General features: G+C 45.7%; 16 protein-coding genes. 13 read left to right on the top strand and 3 right to left on the bottom strand.

Annotated elements, in window-relative coordinates:
* Positions 1-36: 36 nt before the first annotated feature.
* The 11 genes from pepB to ACQY6Q_RS01170 all read left to right on the top strand — a co-directional run bounded on the left by pepB (position 37) and on the right by ACQY6Q_RS01170 (position 10,990).
* Positions 37-1,332: an aminopeptidase PepB gene (pepB, locus tag ACQY6Q_RS01220; RefSeq protein WP_427976917.1), complete on the top strand. Its 1,296-nt coding sequence runs from the start codon at positions 37-39 to the stop codon at positions 1,330-1,332.
* 59 nt (positions 1,333-1,391) lie between these two features.
* Entirely contained in the window at positions 1,392-1,817 is a 426-nt protein-coding gene (ndk, locus tag ACQY6Q_RS01215) for a nucleoside-diphosphate kinase (protein WP_055734862.1), read from the top strand.
* Positions 1,818-1,974: 157 nt separating this feature from the next.
* The gene (locus ACQY6Q_RS01210) at positions 1,975-3,093 is read left to right on the top strand and encodes a bifunctional tRNA (adenosine(37)-C2)-methyltransferase TrmG/ribosomal RNA large subunit methyltransferase RlmN (protein WP_427976915.1); all 1,119 of its coding nucleotides are present in this window, start codon (positions 1,975-1,977) and stop codon (positions 3,091-3,093) included.
* Positions 3,094-3,115: 22 nt separating this feature from the next.
* The gene (pilW, locus tag ACQY6Q_RS01205) at positions 3,116-3,889 is read left to right on the top strand and encodes a type IV pilus biogenesis/stability protein PilW (protein WP_427976913.1); all 774 of its coding nucleotides are present in this window, start codon (positions 3,116-3,118) and stop codon (positions 3,887-3,889) included.
* Positions 3,879-4,883 (top strand): RodZ domain-containing protein, encoded by a 1,005-nt coding sequence (locus ACQY6Q_RS01200; protein ID WP_427976911.1) that lies wholly within the window; start codon positions 3,879-3,881, stop codon positions 4,881-4,883. Before pilW ends, ACQY6Q_RS01200 begins: the two co-directional genes overlap by 11 nt.
* A gap of 18 nt (positions 4,884-4,901) precedes the next feature.
* Positions 4,902-5,993 carry a flavodoxin-dependent (E)-4-hydroxy-3-methylbut-2-enyl-diphosphate synthase gene (ispG, locus tag ACQY6Q_RS01195; protein ID WP_427976909.1) on the top strand — a complete coding sequence of 364 codons (1,092 nt, stop codon included), beginning with the start codon at positions 4,902-4,904 and terminating at the stop codon, positions 5,991-5,993.
* 91 nt (positions 5,994-6,084) lie between these two features.
* Positions 6,085-7,362 carry a histidine--tRNA ligase gene (gene hisS / locus ACQY6Q_RS01190; RefSeq protein ID WP_427976907.1) on the top strand — a complete coding sequence of 426 codons (1,278 nt, stop codon included), beginning with the start codon at positions 6,085-6,087 and terminating at the stop codon, positions 7,360-7,362.
* 13 nt (positions 7,363-7,375) lie between these two features.
* Entirely contained in the window at positions 7,376-8,011 is a 636-nt protein-coding gene (locus ACQY6Q_RS01185) for a YfgM family protein (RefSeq protein ID WP_427976905.1), read from the top strand.
* Positions 8,004-9,194, top strand: coding sequence for an outer membrane protein assembly factor BamB (gene bamB / locus ACQY6Q_RS01180; RefSeq protein WP_427976903.1), 1,191 nt, complete (start codon positions 8,004-8,006; stop codon positions 9,192-9,194). Before ACQY6Q_RS01185 ends, bamB begins: the two co-directional genes overlap by 8 nt.
* 86 nt (positions 9,195-9,280) lie before the next feature.
* On the top strand, positions 9,281-10,750 hold the full coding sequence (gene der, locus ACQY6Q_RS01175) for a ribosome biogenesis GTPase Der (protein WP_427976900.1): 1,470 nt from the start codon (positions 9,281-9,283) through the stop codon (positions 10,748-10,750).
* A gap of 9 nt (positions 10,751-10,759) precedes the next feature.
* Positions 10,760-10,990 (top strand): zinc ribbon domain-containing protein, encoded by a 231-nt coding sequence (locus tag ACQY6Q_RS01170; RefSeq protein WP_427976898.1) that lies wholly within the window; start codon positions 10,760-10,762, stop codon positions 10,988-10,990.
* Positions 10,991-11,033: 43 nt separating this feature from the next.
* Here ACQY6Q_RS01170 and ACQY6Q_RS01165 read toward each other — a convergent pair whose 3' ends face one another.
* Positions 11,034-12,854: an alpha/beta fold hydrolase gene (locus ACQY6Q_RS01165; RefSeq protein ID WP_427976896.1), complete on the bottom strand. Its 1,821-nt coding sequence runs from the start codon at positions 12,852-12,854 to the stop codon at positions 11,034-11,036.
* Between the two features lie 197 nt (positions 12,855-13,051).
* On the bottom strand, positions 13,052-14,386 hold the full coding sequence (xseA, locus tag ACQY6Q_RS01160) for an exodeoxyribonuclease VII large subunit (RefSeq protein WP_427976894.1): 1,335 nt from the start codon (positions 14,384-14,386) through the stop codon (positions 13,052-13,054).
* Positions 14,387-14,517: 131 nt separating this feature from the next.
* On the opposite strand from xseA, the gene guaB reads away from it, so the two are divergent.
* Positions 14,518-15,978, top strand: coding sequence for an IMP dehydrogenase (guaB, locus tag ACQY6Q_RS01155; protein ID WP_427976892.1), 1,461 nt, complete (start codon positions 14,518-14,520; stop codon positions 15,976-15,978).
* A 74-nt stretch (positions 15,979-16,052) separates the two neighbouring features.
* Entirely contained in the window at positions 16,053-17,633 is a 1,581-nt protein-coding gene (gene guaA / locus ACQY6Q_RS01150; RefSeq protein WP_427976890.1) for a glutamine-hydrolyzing GMP synthase, read from the top strand.
* An 868-nt stretch (positions 17,634-18,501) separates the two neighbouring features.
* On the opposite strand, the gene cspE is transcribed toward guaA, so the two are convergent.
* Positions 18,502-18,714: a transcription antiterminator/RNA stability regulator CspE gene (gene cspE / locus ACQY6Q_RS01145; RefSeq protein WP_055734877.1), complete on the bottom strand. Its 213-nt coding sequence runs from the start codon at positions 18,712-18,714 to the stop codon at positions 18,502-18,504.
* Positions 18,715-19,079: the final 365 nt, after the last annotated feature.

The following is a 19,079-nucleotide window of genomic DNA, read 5'->3' as shown; positions in this document are numbered from 1 at the left end:
TGTCTCGTTGTCAATTTTTATCATGAGGACGTAGCGATGACTGCCGTATTGGAACTAGTCTTATGCGCTAAGCCTGCCGACGCCGTTTGGGGCGACAAGGCTTTAGTGAGTTTTGCCAACAATCAAGTCAATATTCATATTAGTAGTGAAGGTGCAGAGCGCCTTCAAGACATTCAAAAAGCCGCAAGAAAATTAGATGCCCAAGGCTTGAAACAGCTAGCCACCGCAGGCGAAGGTTGGGATCTAGAAGCCTGTTGGGCTTTTTATCAAGGTTATTACAACGCTAAACAAGACAACCAATTGCTTATCACTGGCCTGAGTGAGCGCGACCAACAACGCTTTGACGCATTAAAGACCGCCATTGATTGGACCCGTCAAACCATTAATTTAGGCCCCGCAGAGATTTACCCCAAAAGCTTGTGTGAATCGGCGGTGGCCTTACTGAGCAAATTGGCGCCTCAGCACATTAGCTATCAAATCATTTCTGGAGAAGCCCTACTTGAACAAGGTTGGGTGGGGATTTATCAAGTTGGTCGGGGTAGCAGTCAGGCTCCTGCTATGTTGGAACTGGATTACAACCCTTCTGGCAAAGTTGATGAACCGGTAGCCGTTGCCTTGGTGGGTAAAGGCATTACTTTCGACTCGGGTGGCTATAGCCTTAAGCCTTCCGATGGTATGGCGATGATGAAAAGTGATATGGGCGGCGCTGCTACAGTGACCGGAGCGCTTGCTTTAGCCATTGCCTCTGGCTTGAATAAGCGAGTTAAGTTGTATCTTTGCTGCGCTGAAAACCTAGTATCGGGCGATGCCTATAAACTAGGTGATGTAATCTCTTATAAAAACGGTGTTACGGTAGAGGTACTTAATACCGATGCCGAAGGGCGCTTAGTGTTAGCCGATGGTTTAATCGCTGCCAGCCAAGATAAACCCGGTTTAATCATTGATGCGGCTACCCTAACAGGGGCAGCTAAGATGGCCTTAGGTCGAGATTATAATGCGGTGTTTGGTTTTGCCGATGAGCGGGTGCATGAAGCATTACAAGCTGCGAAAGCCGAATATGAAAAAGCTTGGCCACTGCCTTTAGAACCTTTCCATAAAGGACAAATTGGCTCTGCGTTTGCAGATATCGCTAATATTTCTTCTGGTGAAGGGATGGCGGGCGCGTCAACTGCGGCAGCTTTCTTAGCTCACTTTGTGGAGCAGGCAGAGCAGAACTGGCTGCACTTTGATCTTTCTGGTTCTTATCAAAAAGCCGCCAATGGATTGTGGGCGACGGGAGCCAAAGGCCATGGTGTGCGCACCTTGGCACGCTTGTTAAGCGATGCTAGCTAACTTATGATTTTCAATCATGGCATGATTTATATTAAAACAACTTACGATGGAGCGATGTAATGGCCTTAGAACGTACTTTTTCTATACTTAAACCTGATGTGGTAGCCAAGGACGCGATAGGCGCAATTTATGCGCGAATGGAAGCGGCGGGTTTACGTATCGTGGCGGCAAAAATGTTGCACCTATCGCAAGAGCAAGCAGCAGGCTTTTATGCCGAGCATGAAGGTAAGCCTTTTTATTTGCCCTTGATTGAGTTTATGACTTCTGGCCCGATTATGGTTCAAGTGCTAGAAGCTGAAAATGCGGTGCAGCGCTATCGTGAATTATTAGGTGCAACCAATCCGGCAGAAGCTGCCGCCGGCACCTTGCGTCATGATTTTGGAACTGGAATGCCGCCTAATGGCACTCATGGCTCCGATTCACCGGAGTCAGCGGCCAGAGAAATCGCCTATTTCTTTGAAGACAATGAGATTTGTCCTCGCTAATCAACCAAAAGGGGCTAAGGCCTCTTTTTTTATCACTGGCTTTCGTGCCAGTTGAATTAGCTAAAAGGCCGCTGAAAGCTGAGTTTAGCTGGCTTTCTATAGTTATTATTTGTACAATTCGGCGCTTTTTTTTAATGGTCAGTCGTGGAGTAAAGCGATGAGTGAGACAAAAACTAATCTACTTGATTTTAATCGTGCTGGATTACGCCAGTTTTTTGCCGATATGGGTGAAAAACCTTTTCGGGCCGATCAAGTAATGAAGTGGATTTATCACTTCGGCGTTGACGATTTTGACCAGATGAGCAATATCAATAAAGCCTTGCGTGAAAAGCTCAAGCAACGTGCGGTGATACAAGCGCCAGAAATCAGCGCCGAACAGCGCAGTGCCGACGGTACCATTAAATGGGCGATGTTGGTGGCCGGCCAAGAAATTGAAACGGTATATATTCCAGAAGGTGACCGTGCCACGCTGTGTGTTTCATCACAAGTAGGTTGTGCTTTGGAATGTACCTTCTGTTCTACTGGGCAACAGGGTTTTAACCGTAACCTTAAAGTGTCGGATATTATTGGTCAGGTATGGCGCGCCGCACAGGTTATTGGCCATAAGGGTATTGAAGGCAAGCGACCTATTACCAACGTGGTGATGATGGGCATGGGCGAGCCCTTGTTGAACTTAAATAATTTGATCCCTGCTTTAGAGCTGATGTTGGATGATAATGGCTATGGCTTGAGTAAGCGTCGGGTTACCGTAAGTACCTCCGGGGTAGTGCCGGCACTAGATAAGTTAGGCGACCAATTAGATGTGGCTCTGGCTATTTCTTTACATGCACCGACCGATGAGCTGCGTAGTGAAATTATGCCCATCAATAACAAATACAATATCGAAGCCTTTTTGGCAGGGGTTAAGCGTTATGTGGCTAAATCTAACGCCAACCGGGGCAAGGTAACGGTAGAGTATGTACTGCTAAATGGGGTAAATGACTCTATGGAGCAGGCTCACCAGTTGGCAGAGGTACTCAAAGATACGCCATGTAAAATCAATTTGATCCCCTTTAACCCTTACCCTGGCTCACCTTTTACCAAGCCAAGTAATAGCCGCGTTGACCGCTTTAGTAAGGTGTTAATGGAATATGGTTTCACCGTGGTTGTACGGAAAACCCGCGGTGACGATATCGATGCAGCTTGTGGGCAGTTGGCAGGTGACGTTGTCGACAGAACGAAGAGAACAATGAAAAAACGGATGCAACAGCAAGAAATTTCAGTCACAATTCAATAACTAAGCTTATCGAAGGATGGATATGAAACGTTGTTGGTACTTGCTTTTCGTGGTTTGTTTACTGTCTGCATGTGTTACCGAAACCAGAATTAATGGTCAAGAAGTTAACTCCGGTGAAAGGCAGCTTGATAAAGTAGCTGCCGCCAAAACTCGAATCAGCCTCGCCTTGCGTTATCTTGATGCCGGGGATGCCGAGCAGGCCAAGCGTAACCTAGAACTAGCGCAAGAGTTGGCGCCAGATTTTGTCGATGTTTATATCGCTGAAGCGCACTTTTACCAGCGTGTTCGCCAGCCTGAAAGAGCCATTGAAGCTTATAAAAAGGCGCGCGCAATAGCCCCTAAAAACGGTGATGTATTAAATAACTATGGGGTGATGCTGTGCCAGCAAAAAAAATATCAAGAAGCCGAAAAACTGTTTAACTTAGCGCTGGCAAATCCTGAGTATGTTCAGGTAGCTGGAACCAATGAAAATGCCGGTGTGTGTGCTCTTGACGCGGGACAATTGGATAAAGCCCTCGATTACTTCACTAGCGCCTTGGCTTATAACATTCGCCGTCCCTTATCTTTACTCGGTGCTGCTGAAGTCTATTTACAAAAAAATAAACCCGAACAGGCCCGTTTATATTTGCAACGGTATGATAGTATGGCTGAAACAACGGCTGAAAGTGCCTTTGCGTGGGTTCGCCTTGAAAGCGCTGCGGATAACTTTGCTGAGGAAGCGCGCTGGGGGATGACCCTACAACAACAATTTCCTAAATCGGAACAGACAAAACGATATATAGCAAATGACTACTAAAGCAGAATCAGAGCAAGCAGAATTGAGTGACGACATCGAAGTGGTCAGTCCCGGGCAGATGCTGCAAGAAGCGCGAGTCGCTGCCAAGTTAAGTCAAAATCAAGTTGCAGAACGCTTAAAACTTAGATTGCAGGTGGTAAAAGACATCGAAGCAGACAGTTTTGATAGTGGCCTGTCAAATACCTTCATTAAGGGTTATTTACGCGCTTATGCGCGCTTGTTAAATGTATCAGAAGAATTGGTACTATCAAGCTACGCCCATCTCAACGTCGCTCAAGAACAACGCACCGAAATGCAGAGTTTTTCTAGGCGAATCAAGCAAGAAACCCATGATAGTCGCTTGATGAAATTTACCTATTTAGTCGTTCTGGGGATCGTGGTTTTGCTGGTTGTTTGGTGGTGGCAGGATAAAAATAGCCAAACCGATTACCAACAGATGTCGCTATCCGCAGAGCAAGCTCCAGCGATTCAAAGCGATAGTGGCTTGAATCAAGCTCAAACGCCACTTGCCGAGGTTACTTTAGAAGAGCCTAGCGCTGAGGCGCTAACAGAGCAGAGCAGCGTCGTAGAACCATCTATAGAGCCAGAGCTAAGTTCTCAGCCAGAGGCTACAGAGCCGCAACAGCTTGAAACAAATCCTCCTGTTGCTCCCAGTGAAACGCTTAGCCAACCTGCTGCAGCCATACCAGCCGAAACCGCAGACGCTAGCGTCACCGAGGTACAACCTCCAGAGGAGAGTGGCGAGAGCATGGCATTTACCCCGTTAAGCATGAGCTTCGAGAATGAATGCTGGGTAGAAATTCGTGATGCCGATGGCCAGCGTTTGGTGGCTGCGATTAAACAACCTGGCGAAAGCTTAACTGTGACGGCAGCTTCGCCCTACAGTATAGTGCTTGGCACCAACGCTGGTGTGAGCGTCAATTATGGATCAGAAAAAATCGACTTATCGTCATTTAAGCGCGGTAAAGTTGTGCGTATGACTATACCCCAATAATTAAGACCCTAGCTGAATATGAATCAACCAACTCCTATTACTCGCCGTAAATCGACTCAAATCATGGTGGGGAATGTGCCTGTCGGGGGAGATGCCCCCATTTCGGTACAATCTATGACCAATACCCGTACCACTGACGTGGCAGCAACGGTTGAACAAATCAATCGAATTGCTGCGGTGGGTGGGGATATTGTGCGGGTCTCAGTGCCAACCATGGACGCAGCCGAGGCCTTTAAACAGATCAAACAGCAAGTGTCTATTCCGGTGGTGGCCGATATTCACTTTGACTATCGTATTGCCCTTAAAGTAGCCGAGTATGGTGCCGACTGTTTACGGATTAACCCCGGTAATATCGGTAATGAACAACGTATTCGCTCGGTAGTGGATGCGGCGAAAGATCGCGGTATTCCTATTCGTATTGGTGTAAATGGTGGTTCTTTAGAAAAAGATCTGCAAGAAAAGTACGGTGAGCCCACGCCAGAGGCTTTAGTTGAATCGGCGATGCGCCATGTAGACATACTAGACCGTTTGAATTTCGACCAGTTTAAGGTGAGTGTAAAGGCTTCGGATGTATTTTTGGCCGTAGGTGCTTACCAAGGTTTGGCGAAGCGTATTGACCAACCCCTACACCTAGGCATTACTGAAGCTGGCGGATTACGCAGTGGCTCGGTTAAATCGGCAGTGGGTTTAGGCATGTTGTTGTCTCAAGGCATTGGCGATACTTTGCGCGTATCGCTGGCAGCTGATCCGGTGGAAGAAATCAAAGTTGGCTTTGATATTCTAAAGTCATTACGGATCCGCTCGCGTGGCATCAACTTTATTGCTTGTCCAAGCTGTTCGCGTCAGGAATTTGATGTTATTGCTACGGTAAATGCTCTAGAACAGCGCTTAGAAGACATTGTTGAGCCAATGGACGTATCGATTATTGGCTGTGTGGTAAATGGTCCCGGCGAAGCCTTAATCTCTGATTTAGGGATTACCGGCGGCAACAAAAAGAGTGGTTTTTATCAAGATGGGGTTCGCCAAAAAGAACGCTTCGATAATAACGACTTAGTGGATGCTTTAGAAGCGAAGATCCGTGCGCGGATTGCTATCAAAAACATCAGTTAAGACGCTTCTGTATTTAAATTTACCTGTATCGTTAAAAGCCCTATAATCGAGGGCTTTTAGTAGTTATTGACCAGTTTTATTCGAGATTAATGTGGCTAAACAAATACAAGCAATACGTGGCATGAATGATTGTCTGCCAAGCGAAACGCCAGCTTGGCAAAAAGTGGAATCGGTGATCCGTGAGGTAGTAGCTGCCTACGGTTATAACGAAATACGCATGCCGATTGTAGAAAGCACAGATTTGTTTAAGCGCTCTATTGGTGAAGTCACCGATATTGTTGAAAAGGAAATGTATACCTTCGAAGATCGCAATGGTGACAGTTTAACCTTGCGCCCAGAAGGTACCGCGTGTTGTGTACGTGCGGGTAACCAAGCGGGTCTGTTGTATAACCAAGAGCAGCGTCTTTGGTACATGGGACCGATGTTTCGCCACGAACGCCCACAAAAAGGCCGTTACCGCCAATTTCACCAAGTGGGTGTTGAGTCGTTTGGTATTGCCAGCGCCGACATCGACGCCGAAGTGATTATTCTTTCGTCGCGTTTCTGGAAGGCCTTTGGCTTAGATAAACATGTCACTTTGCAGCTAAATAGCTTAGGTTCCAATGAAGCTCGGGCTAATTATCGAGATGCGCTAATTGCTTATCTTGAACAGCATCAAGACAGCTTAGACGAAGATGCCAAGCGCAGAATGTACGACAATCCTTTGCGGGTATTGGATAGCAAAAATTCTGAAGTGCAAGCGGCATTAGAAAACGCTCCTAGCTTAAGTGATTACCTTGATGACGAGAGCCGTGCGCACTTTGCTCAGCTATGTGGCTTGTTGGATAACGCGGGCATCGCCTACGAACTTAACCCTCGCTTAGTGCGTGGTTTAGATTACTACAACCGTACCGTATTTGAATGGGTAACCACTAGTTTGGGTTCTCAAGGCACCGTGTGTGCTGGCGGCCGCTATGATGGTTTGGTTGAGCAGCTTGGTGGCAAAGCAACACCTGCTGTGGGTTTTGCTATGGGCATGGAACGTTTAGTACTGTTGCTGGAAACGCTTGAGTTGTTGGGTGATTTACCAGCAAGTGCCGACGTTTATGTGATCAATGCTGGAGAAGGAACACTTGGCGCGGCATTTTCATTAGCTGAACAATTGCGAGATGCGTTACCCTCTGTGCGGGTGATGAGTCACTGTGGTGGCGGAAACTTCAAAAAACAATTTAAGCGAGCCGATAAATCGGGCGCTCGGGTAGCTCTTATCATCGGTGAAGATGAGCTAGCCAACCAACAGGTAACCGTTAAGTACCTACGTCAAGACATTCAACAGCAATGCATCGCTCAGTCTGAGTTGCCTGCATTGCTAAAAAACGTATTAGTATAGTTAAGGAGACACTGTGGAGATTTATTCTACAGAGGAACAGCAAGTTCAAGCCATCAAAGACTGGTGGAAGAAAAACAGCACATCAGTTATTGGTGGCTCAGTATTAGGCTTAGCTGCCGTGTTTGGTTGGCGCTATTACGGCGATTACCAAATTCAACAGCAAGAAGCGGCTTCAGACGCATATCAGCAAGTAATCTCACAGTTGGGCAGTGGCGAAGATGAGTTAGCTACTTTGAGCAATTTTGTTACTGCTAATCAAGGAGATAAAAACTATTCGGTATTTGCGGCGTTGCTATTAGCCAAAGAGTTGGTAGCTAAAGAAGATTATGCTCAGGCGCAAAGCCAGCTGAATTTAGCCTTGCAAGATGCGCCAGAAGAGTTAAAAGGCATGATCTACACCCGCCTAGCTCGGGTTCAGGCGCAGCAAGCTGAGTTTGCGCAAGCCTTAGCCAGCTTAGAACAGGTTAAAGAACCTGCACTACAAGGCACGGTAGAACTGATTAAAGGTGATATTTACCTACAACAAGGCGAGCAAGAGCTGGCGCGCCAAGCTTATCAAGCAGCAGTGACTGCTGGTGCGGCTAATTTAGACCCTAGTGTTACGCTAAAATTGAATGACTTAAGCCAAGTTGAGGCGACCAATGGTTAAAGCATGGCGCGGCTTAGGCTTAGCCTGTTTACTCGCCGGCTTGTCCGCTTGTTCTTTGTTCAACTCTGAAGAAGACGTTGTACAGATGGCACCGGTGCCAGAATTTAGCAATCAGTTTACGGTTGCACAGCAATGGCAAGCGCGCGTTGGTAAGGGTGTAGACGACTATTTTTCTACGCTGTCACCAGTGGTAGCTTACGACACCATTTTTGCGGCAGCACGTTTTGGTGAAGTAGAAGCATTAAGCCTAGATGGCAAGCGCTTGTGGAAGCAAGACCTCTCCGAGGTGGAAAGTAACAACCGCTTCTCTGGCAATACCTCTAATGCCCGTATTTCGGGTGGCTTAGTGGCGGCTTATCAACGTATTTACTTAGGTACTGAAAACGCCGACGTATTTGCTTTAAGCGCCGAAACCGGCGAGATTGTTTGGCAAGCTAAAGTAGCCGGGGAGGTGCTTGCTGCTCCTGCCGTTGAAGACAGTATCGTTGTGGTTATCACTAGCAATGGTCATTTGGTTGCTTTGGATGCTCACAGTGGTGAACAACGCTGGGACATTAAGATTGATCAACCCACCTTATCTTTGCGTAGCAAAGCACCAGCGATTATTTCTAATGGCGCAGTGGTGTTGGGACGTAGCGATGGCAAGGTAGGCTTATATCTGCTAAACAATGGCCAATTGGTGTTTGAAAGCAAGTTAGCTCAGCCAAAAGGCTCAACAGAAATTGATCGAATTGTTGATGTGGACAGTAAACCGGTATTGATTGGTCCACAGCTTTACGCTGTCGCTTACAATGGTAACTTGGTGTCGGTTAATCTGCGTAACGGTGAAGAGGCTTGGCGGCGTAGTTATTCTGCTTATCAGGATTTAGCGTCGGCAGGTTTAAGTTTGTTTGTTACCGATGTTAGCGATAATGTATACAGTATTGATCGTACTAACGGTGTAGAGCGTTGGACTCAAAGCTTGTTGTCTTACCGTATTGTTACTGGGCCAGCCGTTGACGGTAACTATGTTATAGTGGGCGACAGTGAGGGTTATCTTTATTGGTTAAATCGCGATACGGGTGAATTCGTTAGTAAAATTTTAATTGATAAAAGCGGCTTATATGTTGCGCCCGTGGTTAGCGCTGAAAAAATTATCGTTCAAGCTCGAAATGGCAAGTTATATGCGCTAGATCGCAGCTAAGTTGTTATAATTATTCAGCAAAGGCTCATGGTGAATTAACCATGAGCCTTTGTCGTGTCATAAATTCTAAAAAAAATGAGGCCCTTATGCTTCCTGTTGTCGCCTTAGTGGGGCGCCCCAATGTTGGCAAATCTACTTTATTTAACCGTCTTACTCGTAGCAGGGATGCCTTAGTAGCTGATTTTCCTGGACTGACTCGCGACCGTAAATACGGACAGGCAAAGGTTGCCGATCAAGAGTTTATTGTGATTGATACCGGTGGTATTGATGGTGATGAGCAAGGCATTGATGCGATGATGGCTCAGCAGTCTTTGCAAGCCATTGACGAAGCCGATGCGGTGTTGTTTCTAGTGGATGCGCGAGCTGGTATGACGGTGGCCGATGAAGCGATTGCCCATCATTTACGCAAGCAAGAGAAGAAAGTGTTCTTGGTGGCCAACAAAACCGACGGTATTGATGCTGACGCAGCGTGTGGCGAATTTTATGCTTTAGCATTAGGCGAAATTCATCACATCGCAGCCGCTCATGGGCGCGGGGTTAACCAGCTAATTGAGCAAGCATTGCGGCCTTTTGTTCAAGAGCAAAGTGAACTACCGGAAGATCCTAGCGAGCTTGAAGCCAGTGACATAGAAGAGCTTAGTGAGTCTGAGTTAGATGAGCTGGCCCAGCAGTTTGCCGATCTACCGATTAAACTGGCGATTGTGGGTCGACCTAATGTGGGCAAATCGACCTTAACTAACCGTATCTTGGGTGAAGAGCGGGTGGTTGTTTATGATATGCCAGGTACAACCCGAGACAGTATTTACATTCCTATGCAGCGTGAAGATCAAGATTATATTTTGATTGATACGGCTGGGGTGCGTAAGCGTGGCAAAGTAACGGAAACCGTTGAGAAGTTCTCCGTGATTAAAACCTTGAAAGCCATTGAAGACGCTAATGTGGTGATGTTAGTTATTGATGCCAGAGAGGGCATTTCTGATCAAGACCTAAGTTTACTTGGCTTCGTACTTAATGCTGGGCGTGCTTTGGTATTGGCAGTAAACAAGTGGGATGGTTTAGATAACGACTACAAAGAGCGCATTAAAACCGAATTGGATCGTCGCTTAGGCTTCATCGATTTTGCTCGCGTGCACTTTATATCAGCGCTGCATGGTACTGGAGTAGGCCACTTATATGAGTCAGTACAAGAGGCTTATACAAGTGCAACAAAACGCGTTTCTACCTCGATGTTAACGCGAATTATGCAAATGGCTCAGGACGACCACCAACCGCCTTTGGTGCGCGGTCGTCGGGTGAAATTACGTTATGCTCATGCCGGCGGATACAATCCTCCTCGTATTGTGGTACATGGCAATCAGGTCAACTCCTTGCCTGATTCTTATAAACGGTATTTAATGAATTATTACCGTAAGGCGCTGGAAATTATGGGCACTCCAATTCGAGTTGAATTCAAGGAAGGGGACAATCCTTTTTCAGATAAAAAGTCTAAGCTGACTATGGCCCAAGAGCGTCGTCGTAAGAAAATGCAGAATGTGAGTAAATACAAGAAATCTTAGGAGAGTACGATGAGTATTGAAGTTGCTTGCCCTGAATGCGATGGACAATTACTGCATGAACATGACCATTGGTTGTGTGGTGCTTGTCACCACAAATTTTTACAGCGAGTGCATTGTGACAAGTGTGATGCCGAGCTGGAAAAGTTAAAAGCCTGTGGTGCGGTGGACTATTTTTGTAATAGTTGTAATGAGCTTAAGTCTAAACGAGCGGTGATTCGACGTTTTGAGCGGATAGAATAAGTGCTTACTAAGTTAATATGAAAGGTGGCTAAGGCCACCTTTTTTATTGCTGGCGCTTAGCGATATTTTGCAATATCTCTGGCCAATGGCGATAGATAATATAATGGCCTTGATCTTGATAGATATGTAGCTGGCTTTGAGCTACTCGACTGGCAAAACGTTTTGCCAATTCAACTGGAATAAGCCGATCTTGCTGACCGTGATACAGGGTAGTCGGCACGCTTATTTGTTCTGCTTCGAATTGCCAAGGAGACATCACTTGGCGGACTTCGTTAGAGAAGGCATTGCTACCTTGAATTTTAGCTTCCTTAAGATAGCGGCTAAATTTGGCTCTAAAACACGGGTCTTGTAGGACCTTAAGGTCGCTGGGCGGGAGGTCTCGCGCTAATACTTTGAACAATTTATTAGGGTCTTTTTGCAGGCCTTTATCTAAGATCCCCGCAAACAAACGATGTAATTTGGGGTAGTCTCGTGCTAATTTCATGTGCATACGATAGAGTTTTGCTGTTGCTTGATAGTCGCTATCATAGCGTAGCGTGTCTCCTGAGCTCACCATGCTAAGGTGGCTAATTCGCTCTGGTATGGTTGCGGCAGCACAAGCGGCATAGACACCACCAGTGGCATAACCGACAATTTCAACTTGCTCAAGTTGTAAGTGGTCGAGCAGTGCTTGTAAGTCTTCACTCCATTTTACAAAGCTGTATCCCTCTGCGTAGTCCGAGCCACCAAAACCGGGGCGGTCAATAATTATTAGCCGCAAGCCCTGTTGCTTAGCAATATCAACTTGGTCAAAAAAGTTCTCTAAACGGCAACCCAGTATGCTGTGGCAGTATATAACAGGGCTTCCGTTTGCCGCTCCATATTCTTGATAACACAGTTTACGGCCATCTGGCAGGGTAAAGCAGTAGGTTTCGCTGTTCTCGGCCTTAGCCTTCGCGCAACGGCGACCATTTTGTGAAAGCATGCCCCAAGGGCCAGTCAATACCAAACTTGCCAGTTCACTTTGGCTGTTTACGCCAGTTTTTTTATAAACTGATTTAAGCTGAGTTCTGACCGTATTGTAACTGACGAATAATTTGCCCGCGATATCGGGAGGCGCTACACCTTGCGCAATATAGTTTACGATGCGCTGTTCTTTAGGTGTGAGTTTATAACCTTCAGCAAAGGCGGTTAGATCCAGTTCAACATCGGGTCGTGACGGAGAAATAAATAGCACCACACTGGCGCTTTTTTCTAAGTCGGAGTTACTTAAGTGGTTAACCGGGCTGAGGATAACCATGCTTTGCTGTTCGCTTTTTCCGGCTGATGGTATAGCGAGTCCACGGCTGTGCCGAGCATCGATATCAGGCTCTGAAAGTTCGCGAACGTATTGCTGTAATAGCAGGGTGTTCTCTTCTTCTTCAGTTACCAAAGTCCTGCCTTGTTGGCTTAGTCCTTGCCCAAGTTGCAGGGTTTCTTCTGACAATTCATTGGTGAGTAATATCTCGCTTTCAGCATTTAAGAGAATTACACCAACAGGAATGTGATTGAGCAGTGAGTTTAAAGAATGGTTTTTTTGTTCTAAATAACCGATGCGTTCGGCAATGCTTAGCGCTTGATTAAAGTGTTTGAGTAATACTTGCTTGCGCTCTAGGTTGACTGAAGACATGCCAGTAAGAGGCAGTGTGCTAGCATTGGTATCGTTGCTATCTGGCAGGGGCACCGACACGTCTATAGCTTGGTGCGCGAGTAGTGTATATAGGTATTCAAGCAATTCAGGCCAATGTTCAGGCTCAGCAGCAGAGCGGTAGATCATACCGATGAGCTGTTCTTGATTATCGACCCAGGTTAGCTTGCTATCCTTGCTGCTATCCGATGAGTTCATAGTTTTGCTGCTAATTCTTACTTGCTAGTTTTTTGTATTCGCCTCGCCTTGTTAGGCTTGGTCATTATCGTGGCTAAACAGCTAAACAATCAGTCGCTATTCTTAGCAAGTCAATAATATGTCAGAACTTACTAAAATCCTATTGAATTTGACTAATTACTCACTAGTTGTGATGTCGACGTTTAAAAGGTTAAGCTTTAGTCGCTAATAGTGGCTTTACGTGTACCATCGGTGAATCTGAGGCTTATCTCATCACCTCTTGTTAACATAGTCGCTGATTTTATAATTTCTTGTTGGCGGGTGACTAAGCTAAACCCGCGTTCTAGCACATTTAGTGGACTTAAACTGTTGAGCTGACGGCATAGGCTGGCTAAGTGTTGCTGTTGTTGCAGTAGCTGGGCGTGCTGAGCTTGTTGTAGGCTTCGACTGAGTTGATGCAAGTTGTGTTGATACTGCGCTAGTCGTTTACTGAGATCTTGTAGTTTTAGTCGCTGTTTTAGTTCTTGTTGCTGTTTCTCATCGCCTTTGAGTCGTTGTTCCAGAGCTATGTTTAAACGATGGTTTAGTTCATCGAAACGCTGCTGCTGCTGCTCTAAGCGATGCAGCGGAGATTGGGCTTCAATGCGGTGCTGCAGCTTAGCTAACTGTAGTTGGCGAGCGTTAAACTGATGTCTAGCTGCCAGGTTTAACTGCTGTTTCAAGCTTTCCAGACGCTGCTGAATGTGACTAGCTTGCTGGCTGATGATTTCGGCGGCTGCAGAAGGCGTAGCCGCTCTTAGGTCGGCCACTAAATCGCTGATGCTGTCATCAATCTCATGGCCTACCGCGGAAATGATTGGCAAGTTGGAGTGGTATATAGTGCGAGCTAGCTGCTCATCGTTAAATACCCATAAGTCTTCTTTAGAACCCCCTCCTCTGCCGACGATAAGCACATCCACTTCATCACGCTGATTGGCTAAGTTGATCATGTTAATCAGTTGGCTGGCGGCTTGCTCACCTTGTACCGCTGCCGGGTAAACAATCACCTTAATTGCTGGGGCTCGACGCGCCAATACCGACAGTATGTCTTGCAGTGCCGCGCCGCTAAGCGAGCTCACTACACCTACAACGCTGGGGTATTCCACTAAGGCTTGTTTGGCAGATTGGGCAAATAAGCCTTCGGCCGCCAGTTTCATTTTTAATTGCTCGTAGGCTTGTTGCATTGCGCCATCACCGGCGGGATGAATGGCTTCGACAATCAGCTGATAATCGCCGCGAGGTTCATATAGTGTTATTTTTGCTTTTACCAGTACTTGCATACCAGCTTCTGGGGTAAAAACGGCCTTACGATTGGCATTTTTAAACATGGCACAGCGAACCTGAGCCGCATGATCTTTTAGGCTGAAATACCAGTGTCCTGAGTAAGGGTTAGAAAAATTTGATATTTCACCTTCTAACCAAACCATACCCAGAGAATGTTCTAGTAAGCTTCTAACTTCTTGGTTTAACTGACTTACATTAAGGATATTTCCGGCGATTTGCTTACGCTGCATGGGCTTGTTCTAAGTAGAATGTAAAATAATGTAAGAAAATAACATTTTTCAATTTACCTTGGCTAGCTTTATACCTATAATCCATCCGCAATATTTTACCCCTTTATTAACTGATTTAGGCGAATGTTGCTATGTTGAGAATTACCAAAGAAGCCTTAACCTTCGATGATGTACTACTACTTCCTGCTCACTCAGAAGTACTTCCTAATACCGCCAATTTGGCGACACGTCTAACCAAAGATATTACCTTAAGCATTCCTATGGTATCGGCTGCTATGGATACGGTAACCGAAGCGAACTTTGCTATCGCACTTGCCCAAGAAGGTGGTATTGGTTTTATTCACAAAAACATGAGCATTGAGCAGCAAGCTGCTGAAGTGCGCAGAGTGAAAAAGTTTGAAGCTGGGATGGTATTAGAGCCTATTACCGTGACGCCTGAGCTTACACTGGGTCAAATTGCCGAGTTACGTCAGATCCATGGTTTTGCTGGTTTCCCAGTGGTCACTGAATCGAACGATTTAGTTGGTATTGTGACTGGCCGCGACCTACGCTTCGAAACTGACTTGAATAAGACGGTTTCAGAAGTGATGACGCCAAAAGAACGCTTGGTTACCACCACTGATACATCTCGTGATGTTGTAGAAAAGTTGATGCATGAGCACCGCATCGAGAAAATGCTAGTGGTTGACGATAACTTTAAATTAACCGGCTTGATTACCGTAAAAGATTTTAAAAAGGCAGAACGTAAACCTAATGCTTGTAAAGACAGCTTTGGTCGTTTGCGCGTAGGTGCTGCGGTAGGAGCGGGCGAAGGTAATGAAGCTCGTATCGACGCCTTAGTTGAAGCGGGTGTGGATGTATTGCTTATCGACTCTTCACATGGTCACTCTCAAGGTGTATTAGATCGAATCAAAGCTACTCATAGCAAATACCCAGACCTACCTATTGTGGGCGGCAATGTGGCCACAGCTGCTGGTGCTTTAGCCTTAGCCGATGCGGGTGTGAGTGCGGTTAAAGTGGGTATTGGCCCAGGTTCTATTTGTACTACTCGTATTGTAACCGGTGTAGGCGTACCTCAAATTACCGCGGTAGCGGATGCCGTAGAAGCGTTGAAAGGCCGAGATATTCCAGTTATCGCCGATGGTGGTATTCGTTTCTCGGGTGACATCGCCAAGGCGTTGGTAGCCGGCGCTTCATGTGTGATGGTGGGTAGTATGTTTGCGGGTACTGAAGAAGCGCCCGGTGAAATTGAGCTATATCAGGGCCGTTCTTATAAGTCTTATCGTGGTATGGGCTCTTTAGGCGCTATGTCTCAGGGCTCATCGGATCGTTATTTCCAAACTGATAATGCCGCGGATAAGTTAGTGCCAGAAGGCATTGAAGGTCGAGTGGCTTATAAAGGTCCAGTAAAAGCGATTATCCATCAGCAAATGGGTGGCTTACGCTCATGTATGGGTTTAACCGGTTGTGCCACCATTAGCGAATTAAATACTAAAGCTGAGTTTGTACGCGTGACCAGTGCTGGTATGGGAGAGAGTCATGTTCATGATGTGACTATTACCAAGGAAGCACCTAACTACCGTATGGGCTAAGCCTAGCGAGTTTACTTTTACTAAGCGCCATTTTAGGCGCTTAGTTCCATCAGCCTATTTTTAAGTAAGTGATTATGAGCAAAGATATCCACGAACATCGTATTCTCATTTTAGATTTTGGATCGCAATACACCCAACTGATCGCCCGCCGTATTCGTGAAATTGGTGTTTATTGTGAGTTGTGGGGCTGGGATGTAGCTGAAGAAGACATTCGAGAATTTGCCCCCAACGGGATTATCTTAGCCGGTGGTCCAGAAAGCGTGACTGAAAATAATTCGCCACGAGCGCCTGAATATGTATTCCAAGCAGGAGTACCAGTATTAGGCATTTGTTACGGCATGCAAACCATGTCTGAGCAATTGGGTGGTGCGGTTATTCAAGGTGAAGGCGAGCGTGAATTTGGTTATGCGCAGGTAGAAGTGGTGGCTAAGTCACCATTATTTCAAGCGATTGAAGATGCCGTAGCCGCTAACGGTAATGCTTTGCTCGACGTGTGGATGAGCCATGGAGATAAGGTCTCGGCCATTCCTGAAGGATTCACTACCGTAGCTAAAACGCCAAGCTGTGCTTACGCGGCAATGATGAATGAAGAAAAGCACTTCTACGGCGTACAGTTTCACCCAGAGGTGACACATACTCGCCAAGGCCTGCGCATGTTAGAGCACTTTGTTAAAGACATTTGTGGCTGTGATACCTTGTGGACTTCGGAATCGATTATTGAAAATGCGATTGCTCAAATTAAACAGCAAGTGGGTGATGACGAAGTTATTCTTGGCCTAAGTGGTGGGGTTGACTCTTCGGTTGTGGCGATGCTTATTCAGCGAGCCATTGGTGACAAACTTACCTGTGTATTTGTTGATAACGGTTTACTTCGCTTAAACGAAGGCCAGCAAGTAATGGATATGTTTGGTAACCATTTTGGTTTGAACATTCTTCATATCAATGCGGAGCAGCGTTTCTTAGATGCCCTAGCGGGAGAAAGCGACCCTGAGAAGAAACGTAAAATTATTGGCCATGTGTTTATTGATGTCTTTGATGAAGAGTCGAAGAAATTGAAAAATGCCAAGTGGCTGGCTCAAGGTACCATTTACCCAGATGTGATTGAATCTGCTGGCGCTAAAACCGGTAAGGCTCATGTGATTAAATCTCACCATAACGTAGGTGGTTTACCTGACGACATGGAAATGGGCTTGGTTGAGCCGCTTAAAGAGCTGTTTAAAGATGAAGTGCGTAAAATTGGCTTAGAACTTGGCTTACCTTACGACATGTTATATCGCCATCCTTTCCCCGGACCAGGTCTAGGTGTTCGGGTACTGGGCGAAGTGAAGAAAGAGTACTGTGACTTACTACGCCGCGCCGATGCTATTTTCATTGAAGAATTGCATAAGGCTGAGCTTTACCACAAAGTGAGCCAAGCCTTTACCGTTTTCTTACCGGTTCGTTCGGTTGGGGTAATGGGCGATGCGCGTAAGTATGACTGGGTGGTATCATTGCGCGCGGTAGAAACTATCGACTTCATGACCGCGCATTGGGCACACCTACCTTATGATTTCTTAGGTAATGTGAGTAATCGCATCATCAATGAAATCGACGGGATCTCACGAGTGGTTTACGATATCTCAGGTAAGCCGCCAGCAACGATTGAGTGGGAGTAGGTTTAGTTGTAAACAACTAGCCTAGTCTTTATAAAACAAATGAAATGCCAGTCAGTTTTACTGACTGGCATTTTTTATGGCAATTTTGCTTCTTGGCTTGCAGGCACCAGCTCATCTAGAAAATCAACGTTAGTCCTAACTTCACGCAAATTGTGTGAAGGTTGTATCGTAAGCCTACGCAGTAGCAATAATGAAAAGAATGTTTAAGCCGAGTTTTGCATTTTAGAAGGCGTTATTAAAGGGGGGGACTGGCACTGAATAATTCGACTTTTAATCGCTGACGACTGCGGCGAGCATAAATATTCGCCCGATTAAGTATTTAAAGATTGCTGCTATTGGCCTAGCAGTGCTTGCAGACACCGAATGAAAAACTCGCTAGCGCGTTAACAAACGACACCAAGTATGGCGTAGGTTTTATCAAGGATGTAGATAAGCATGAAGTGCTGGATATGGTGGTTTCGCTAGACTGAGCCAATGGCAGTGAAATTTTTCACGATGCTGTTGTTAAAATGGGAGATTAGCCTAGCGGCAAGGTGTAACCATATGCTTTAACAACGGCTGTGTCGATTTGCCGTTATTAGAACATGCGGATCGTTGAAAGCTAATGTTTTATTTAGCGGGTTTGTTATTTTGTTGGCGTGAATGTTGAAACCAAAAACGATGTCGACCAGTTGAACGAGACATAAGTGTCCTTATAATTATTTTTTATTAAGTAGAGTTTAGATGTTTTACTTGTTAGTAAGTGACAGCTAACACTAGCAAGAAACAGCCAATTTAAATGTGCTGTTGATCGAAGTGATTGTATAAATAAGTGAAGAAATGCGGGAGGTGACGTAAATGCTAGGCAGCATTTACGCCGATGCCATACTTATATAGCTTGTACGTTGGCAGCTTGAGGTCCTTTCTGACCTTGTTCTACTTCAAACGATACTTTTTGGCCTTCATTGAGGGTTTTAAAACCTTCTGAGGCAATTGCGCGGAAATGTACGAATACGTCAGCGCCGCCGTTGTCTTGAGTGATAAAACCAAAACCTTTGTCTTCGTTAAACCATTTTACTGAGCCAGTTGTTTTATTAGACATGTGTTGTCCCTTAATATTTTAAAAATTCATAAAGTAATCGCAAGTAATGCGAGCGCTGAAACTGAATTATTGAATGTGACGATAAGCTAAGGAAAAACTGAGGATAACAACCGTAACGAAGAAATTCTGAGGTTTACATTTACTTGATGGTTCACTAATAACTCTGAATAGCAGAGCGAGTTAGATAGTACCTGAGTTTGCCACATTGTAAAGCGTTATTTAAATTTTTAAAAAATAAGTTATTTTTTATGGCGGTGGTGACTGGTTTTTTGCCACTGCTATTGCGTATAGAGTGCTTTGATTTAATTGAATAAAATGTTGGCGGTCGCGCGCTGTTTTAGAGGGTGCTGACAGAAGCAAGGGGA

This window comes from Agarivorans sp. (assembly GCF_050295395.1).
GTDB lineage: Bacteria > Pseudomonadota > Gammaproteobacteria > Enterobacterales > Celerinatantimonadaceae > Agarivorans.
This window is presented reverse-complemented; position numbering and strand designations above follow the sequence as displayed.

What these genes read in the sequence shown, in the direction of transcription:
- pilW (WP_427976913.1), top strand. Translation starts at nt 3,116, where the DNA reads ATGAAACGTTGTTGGTACTTGCTTTTCGTGGTTTGTTTACTGTCTGCA.
- guaA (WP_427976890.1), top strand. Translation starts at nt 16,053, where the DNA reads ATGAGCAAAGATATCCACGAACATCGTATTCTCATTTTAGATTTTGGA.
- ACQY6Q_RS01210 (WP_427976915.1), top strand. Translation starts at nt 1,975, where the DNA reads ATGAGTGAGACAAAAACTAATCTACTTGATTTTAATCGTGCTGGATTA.
- xseA (WP_427976894.1), bottom strand. Translation starts at nt 14,386, where the DNA reads ATGCAGCGTAAGCAAATCGCCGGAAATATCCTTAATGTAAGTCAGTTA.
- cspE (WP_055734877.1), bottom strand. Translation starts at nt 18,714, where the DNA reads ATGTCTAATAAAACAACTGGCTCAGTAAAATGGTTTAACGAAGACAAA.
- pepB (WP_427976917.1), top strand. Translation starts at nt 37, where the DNA reads ATGACTGCCGTATTGGAACTAGTCTTATGCGCTAAGCCTGCCGACGCC.
- ndk (WP_055734862.1), top strand. Translation starts at nt 1,392, where the DNA reads ATGGCCTTAGAACGTACTTTTTCTATACTTAAACCTGATGTGGTAGCC.
- der (WP_427976900.1), top strand. Translation starts at nt 9,281, where the DNA reads ATGCTTCCTGTTGTCGCCTTAGTGGGGCGCCCCAATGTTGGCAAATCT.
- ACQY6Q_RS01170 (WP_427976898.1), top strand. Translation starts at nt 10,760, where the DNA reads ATGAGTATTGAAGTTGCTTGCCCTGAATGCGATGGACAATTACTGCAT.
- guaB (WP_427976892.1), top strand. Translation starts at nt 14,518, where the DNA reads ATGTTGAGAATTACCAAAGAAGCCTTAACCTTCGATGATGTACTACTA.
- bamB (WP_427976903.1), top strand. Translation starts at nt 8,004, where the DNA reads ATGGTTAAAGCATGGCGCGGCTTAGGCTTAGCCTGTTTACTCGCCGGC.
- ACQY6Q_RS01200 (WP_427976911.1), top strand. Translation starts at nt 3,879, where the DNA reads ATGACTACTAAAGCAGAATCAGAGCAAGCAGAATTGAGTGACGACATC.
- ispG (WP_427976909.1), top strand. Translation starts at nt 4,902, where the DNA reads ATGAATCAACCAACTCCTATTACTCGCCGTAAATCGACTCAAATCATG.
- ACQY6Q_RS01165 (WP_427976896.1), bottom strand. Translation starts at nt 12,854, where the DNA reads ATGAACTCATCGGATAGCAGCAAGGATAGCAAGCTAACCTGGGTCGAT.